This window comes from Pseudomonadota bacterium (genome assembly GCA_022361155.1).
Lineage (GTDB): Bacteria > Myxococcota_A > Polyangia > Polyangiales > JAKSBK01 > JAKSBK01.
Genome location: JAKSBK010000219.1, coordinates 1 through 5,832, shown reverse-complemented (window position 1 = coordinate 5,832; position 5,832 = coordinate 1). Strand labels below are relative to the sequence as shown.

At 63.0% G+C, this 5,832-nt stretch carries 3 protein-coding genes and 2 rRNA genes; all 5 read left to right on the top strand.

Annotation, left to right across the window (positions count from 1 at the left end):
- Positions 1-550 (top strand): 23S ribosomal RNA (locus MJD61_08430); the annotation flags it as partial.
- Between the two features lie 152 nt (positions 551-702).
- Positions 703-819 (top strand): 5S ribosomal RNA (gene rrf, locus MJD61_08425).
- A 212-nt stretch (positions 820-1,031) separates the two neighbouring features.
- Complete coding sequence (locus MJD61_08420; protein MCG8555299.1) at positions 1,032-3,590, top strand: transglycosylase domain-containing protein; 2,559 nt, start codon at positions 1,032-1,034, stop codon at positions 3,588-3,590.
- A 111-nt stretch (positions 3,591-3,701) separates the two neighbouring features.
- Positions 3,702-4,514, top strand: coding sequence for a PEGA domain-containing protein (locus MJD61_08415; protein ID MCG8555298.1), 813 nt, complete (start codon positions 3,702-3,704; stop codon positions 4,512-4,514).
- Positions 4,490-5,767: a PEGA domain-containing protein gene (locus MJD61_08410; protein ID MCG8555297.1), complete on the top strand. Its 1,278-nt coding sequence runs from the start codon at positions 4,490-4,492 to the stop codon at positions 5,765-5,767. Before MJD61_08415 ends, MJD61_08410 begins: the two co-directional genes overlap by 25 nt.
- Positions 5,768-5,832: the final 65 nt, after the last annotated feature.

The following is a 5,832-nucleotide window of genomic DNA, read 5'->3' as shown; positions in this document are numbered from 1 at the left end:
CGAGACAGACAAGTCGAGCAGAGACGAAAGTCGGTCATAGTGACCCGGTGGTTCTGTGTGGAAGGGCCATCGATCAACGGATAAAAGGTACTCCGGGGATAACAGATTAATCTCCCCAAAGAGTCCACATCGACGGGGAGGTTTGATACCTCGATGTCGGCTCATCGCATCCTGGGGCTGAAGAAGGTCCCAAGGGTTTGGCTGTTCGCCAATTAAAGCGGTACGCGAGCTGGGTTTAGAACGTCGTGAGACAGTTCGGTCCCTATCTGCCGTGGGCGCAGGATACTTGAGAGGAGCTGTCCATAGTACGAGAGGACCTGGATGGACGCACCTCTAGTGTTCCGGTTGTCACGCCAGTGGCATAGCCGGGTAGCTATGTGCGGAACGGATAACCGCTGAAAGCATCTAAGCGGGAAGCCGGCCTCGAGATTAGGTATCCCGGGCGTAAGCCCCTAAAGGCCCCTCGAAGACGACGAGGTGATAGGCTGGGTGTGGAAGCGCGGTAACGCGTGGAGCTGACCAGTACTAATCGGCCGTGCGGCTTTACCTTACTCTAAGGCAAGTGTTGATCGATTCGAGGTCAGGGTTGGGAGCAAGTGGCGGCCCTGCCCCCGGCTCGCCGCGATTCGGCGTCCCCGATCGATGTGGCGCCCCGGCGAACCGGACGAACAACGTACGCGACGGACTCATGCTTCCAAGGATTCCGGCGGCAATGTCGGAGGGGCCATACCCGATCCCATCCCGAACTCGGAAGTCAAGCCCTCCAGAGCCGATGGTACTGCGCGGGTGACTGCGTGGGAGAGTAGGACGCCGCCGGGCTAAATCTGGCCCCGTTGGGTCTTCCCAGCGGGGCCTTTTCATGTGCTGTGGTTGGCCGGGTCGCCCTTGGGCGCAAGCATGTAGTCCGGCGTCGGCGTGGCCACCGGACAGCGTTGCGTTTCTCCGTCATACTCGCGCAGTGGCGCGGAGCAGTGGAAGTGCGCTAGTCAAACGAAGGCTAGACGCGCGGCCGCCACCCAAGGCAGACACCTGTGGACCGCTCCAAGGCATGGGAGGCGCTCGGCTCCAAGCTCGGCGCCTTCAAGGTCAATCGCAAGGCCGTTGTGGCGGCTGTTGTCTTTGCGCTCGTGACCCTCGGCATGCTGTTGACCGTTTGGTGGGTCCCCGCCACGCTGCGCAGCTGGGCAGAGTCCGAGCTATCGGATCGGCTAGGTACCCGGGTCGCGATCGAGGATGTGTCCGTAGGGACGTCGACTCTGGTGATCACTGGGATTAGCGCGGGACCAGACACCAGCCCATCCTTGCGGCTCGCCACGCTTCGTGTGCAAGGCAGCCTGCTTGCGGCGCTGACCCAGGGCTCCCGTGCCTTCCACACCGTGTCGGTGAGCGGTGTACAGCTCAGGCTGCAGGCCGACCGAAGCAAGGATGCGCTCTTCAACAAGCTGGTGACCATCATGCATGGTCGCCGCAAGACCGTGCACCGGGGCCCCAAACGATCGGGCGTGCTCGTATGGTCGGTGCGTGACCTCACCATCCACTTGGAAGACGCGTGGGGGCTGCTTGTGCGTGCGCAGGTGCCCCAAGCTAGCGGTACCGCACAGCTTGCGAGTATCAGGTTGAAGCGTATCGGGCTCGGATCGGAGCCGTCGGGCAACGCGCAACTGTCGGATGTGGTGCTGCAGATTCGGCGCGAGCGCGGGCGCGTCAAACTGCACGAAGCCAAGCTCGGGGCAGCGCAGATCATGCTGCCAACCGGTGTCGCACTCGCGGCCAACGATCCGAAAATCGGTCCACTGAATGGCAGTCCGCAAGGCAATGGGGCTTCTTCGGGGGCACATGAGCCGCGCGCGGCGGCAGGCTTTGGGTTGGCGCAGCGCTTAGCCGCGCTGCGTCGCGCCCTTACCGGCTCCAAGTCGGCGCCCGACGATGCGCCTCGTACAGCGCCATCGGGTGAGTCCGATCTGCGTGACAATGCGCTATCTCGCCTGCTGCTGGCGCGCCTGACCCCGTCCGGGTCCATCTTCTGGCGACAGGTCAACGTCCGGCGTCGATTGCCGGACGGTGGGACCGAGCCTGCACTGAGCTCGCTCGAAGGGCGGCTCGAGCGCCGGGGGCGCGGCGCGTTCCATGTGTTGGCGTCCGGCCAGACCAGCGACGGAGGCGAGGCAAGCTGCGACATGCGTGTCTGGCCGCAGCAGCTGCGAGCGGAGGGCACCATCGATCTGCAGGCCCTGTCCTTGTCGCTGCTGGCGCCGCTGCTGCCGTCGGTCCCGTGGCACGAACCAGACACGTGTCGCGTCGATGCACAGCTCGTGATTGAAGCGCAGTCCGTGAAGCGCCTCGCCCTCAGGGGTCGTGTCAGGGTGAGCAACGCCGGTCTGGCGTCGCCGCGTCTCGCGAAAGAGCCGATCCAGGGCATTTCGTTCGAGCTATCGGGGCAGGGCAGTTGGTTGCCGGCTGAGCGGCGCCTGGAAATCGAACGAGGCCTGCTGGTCACGGGCAGAGCCGCATTTGAGCTCCAGGGCATCATGGAGTGGGCCGCGGATCACTATTTTTTTGATTTTGGGGGCAAGCTGGGGGCGACGCCGTGTACGGATGCGGTGCGCAGCATTCCCGCTGACCTGCTGGGTGAGCTAGTCGATTTCAGTTGGGGCGGGACTCTGGCGGCCGAGACGAGTCTGCATGTCGACTCGCGAACACTTGACGAGACCTCGCTAACTTTCAACTTCGAGGACGATTGCGAGTTTGCTTCGGCTCCTGCAATGGCGGACCTGCAACGCTTCGGGATGCCTTTCGTGCACACGGTCGTTGAACCGGATGACACGCTGTTCGCCTTCGAAACCGGTCCTGGCACCGAGGCCTGGATCCCCATCGAGGAGATCAGCCCCTACCTGATTCACGCCGTCCTTGCACACGAGGACTTGCGCTTCTTCAAGCACGCGGGCTTCGCTCCAAACCAGATACGCAACGCGCTGGTGAAGAACCTAAAGGCGGGTGCCTACAGGGTTGGCGCCAGCACGATCACGATGCAGTTGGTAAAGAACCTCTTGCTGCGACGCGAAAAAACACTGAGGCGCAAGGTGCAGGAGGCGGTGCTCACCTGGTGGGTGGAGCGCATGCTGGAAAAGAAGGACATCCTTGAGCTGTATCTCAATGTGATCGAGTATGGTCCAGCTGTCTACGGCGTACGCAACGCGGCTCGCCATTACTTCAGCCGGCTGCCGCAGGATCTGTCGCCTGCCGAAGCAGTGTACCTGGCGAACATCTTGCCCAATCCAAAGCTCTACTACGAGCACTTCACGAGCGGGAAGCTCCCCCCCGCCTTCATCGCCAAGTTGATCCGGATGATGAAGCGCATGGGTGAGCGCGGCTGGTACAGCGTTCCAGCGACCGAGTATGGTCTTCGTGAGCTGGAGTCCTTCGGGTTTCATCCCGACGAGGGAGTACTCCTGCCAGCGCGGGTGGTACCTGGAGGTGCCAGCCCGCTGCCGTACGAGCCCGATGCGGAGCTGTGGGAGAAGATGAGCTGGGCATGGTCCGACTCGGCTGCGCCAACGGAGGGCGAATCCGATCCGGGCCTTGTGCGATGAGCGACCTCTAAAGTTTCATCGCGCTCTCGGATGGTGATACAAAAACGGGGTGCGGAGCTTGGAAAACATCGTGGAGTGGTACGGGGCCTGCTCGGAGATTGGACTTTGCCCATGACAACATCGGGGTCGAAGCTTGTAGGCTGCTTCACGACGCGCGGCGTTGGGTACGTCTTGGTGGGTCTTCTGACGCTTGCGGCCATGCTGGCGGAGTCCAGCTCGGCGAGCGCGCAGCGTCGCCGCAGGATTCCCATCAACCTGACGTCGACGCCCTCGGGGGCCGAGGTCTTCTTCGAGGGCAGGTCCATCGGCAGGACGCCGCTGCGAAGCGCTCGCCTGCCGCGCGGCCGGATCGAGCTAACGTTTCGACTTCCAAACTACGAGGAGGGTAAGCTCAGCTTCGATAACCGACGCCGCCGCAAGACCTACAGCATCACGCTTCAGGCTTTGGCGGTGCTTGTGGTCACCCCTGGCAACGAGGCGGCGAATCGCGCGCAGGTGCGTGTGGACGGCCGGGTGCTTGGCAACGTGCCGTTCAGGACCAATATGCGCCCCGGACGGCATCACATCGAGGTCATCCGCGAGGGCTATGCAAGCTACAACATGTGGCATGATGTACGCGGCGGCCAGATGCTCACCTTGCCGGTTGCCCTCAAGCCCGATACGGGCAGCATCCTGGTTGCGAGCGACATTCCTGGTACCCAAGTTTCGCTGGACTCGGTGCCGCGTGGGGAAACGCCGACCGTGATCGAGGGGGTGGCCGTGGGCAAGCACACGGTGGAGCTGCGAGCCGAGGGCTTTCCTCCATACCAGGAGGAAGTCATGGTCGTGGCAGGGCAGCGGCTCACCGTCAAAGCCGACCTGCGCGCAACGGCTCGTGGGACGCTGCGATCCTGTCCAACGTGCCCGGGGCCCAGATTCGCCTAGACGGCGAGGAGCTCGGCGCCGCGCCCGTGACCCGCGAGGACGTGCCTGCAGGCGAGCACGTGCTCGAGGCGGTTGCGGAAGGCTACCAACCCTTGCAGCAGCGCGTGACGGTGAAGATCGGGGGCGTGCAGGTGGTGCAGATGGATCTGCAGGGGCTCGCTTCCGCGCAGCGCATCGTGGTGAGCTCGACCGTGGCCCAGGCCAAGGTGCGCATCGATGGCAAGGATCACGGCTCTCCGCCAGTCATTATCGAGAATGCTCCACCCGGGGAGCATTCTGTGGTCATTACTGCGCCCGGTTACAAAGACTACATCACCACCTGCACGATCGGCGAAGGGAGCAGCTGCGTCATCGACGCCGTGCTCGAGCCCACAGGTACCCCGGTGCGCTTCAGGGCCAACGTGAACGGCGCCCAACTTTTCGTGGATGGCAAGGCCATGGGTCCCGTACCCTTCGAGGGAACGATCCCGGTGGGTCACCATCGCGTGGAAGTGCGCGCGCCTGGCTATCAGCCTTATGTGGAGCAGGTGCAGCTGAGCGCGGCCGCCGAAGCCCGCGTATTCAACGTCCGTCTCCTGCGTGCGGGGTTGACTCCCGAACAGATGCGCGCGCTAGCCCGAGCAAAGAAGGCGGCGGTCTCTCACGCGGCCGGGATCTTGCCCATTGACCTAGCGATTCTGGACCTATCGCTTGGATGGCCTTACTTGGCCGAGCTACGTATGAGCGTGGGCATGCTGGAGTATTTGGAGGGTGGTTTCGCTGCCCGATCGTTCGGTCGGCTCACCGAATTCGAGCTGCGCGGGGAATTGGGCACGCGGCCGATCCCGCAGGTAGGTGGTTCGGTGCAGCTTCGGGTGGGGGGAGGCCTTGGACCGCGAAGCAACAGCTTCTTTGCCAGCCTAGAGACCCTGGGATCCATGTTTTTCACCGATCGCGGCGCGTTCACGCTATTCGGTGGTCTCGACCTATACTCCGACGACTACCCCTACACGGCGGCGAATTCGGACGTGGTCGTCGGGACCATGCCCAACATGATGCCCGATCCCAACAGCGTGGATCGGCAGACGCAGAGCCGCTTGCGACTGGGGGGTACGCTCGAGTTCGTGTTGGGGCGGAAGATGAACATATGGGTCCACACCGAGGGCGTGCTCGCTGCGCCCAAGGCGTCGCGCCGCATCTACGGTGATCTTTTTGGCTTGGTGAAACGCGACACCAAGTTCTACTTCCGGTTTGGGATGAGCCACAAGTTCTAAGGGATCCTCAACGATGTTTCACGTGTGGGATGTCATGGGTCTGCGGCGCAAGCACGTGCCGGTTG

Bases quoted from the DNA above. Each gene is read 5' to 3' on its own strand.
- MJD61_08415 (MCG8555298.1), top strand. From the start codon at position 3,702: ATGACAACATCGGGGTCGAAGCTTGTAGGCTGCTTCACGACGCGCGGC.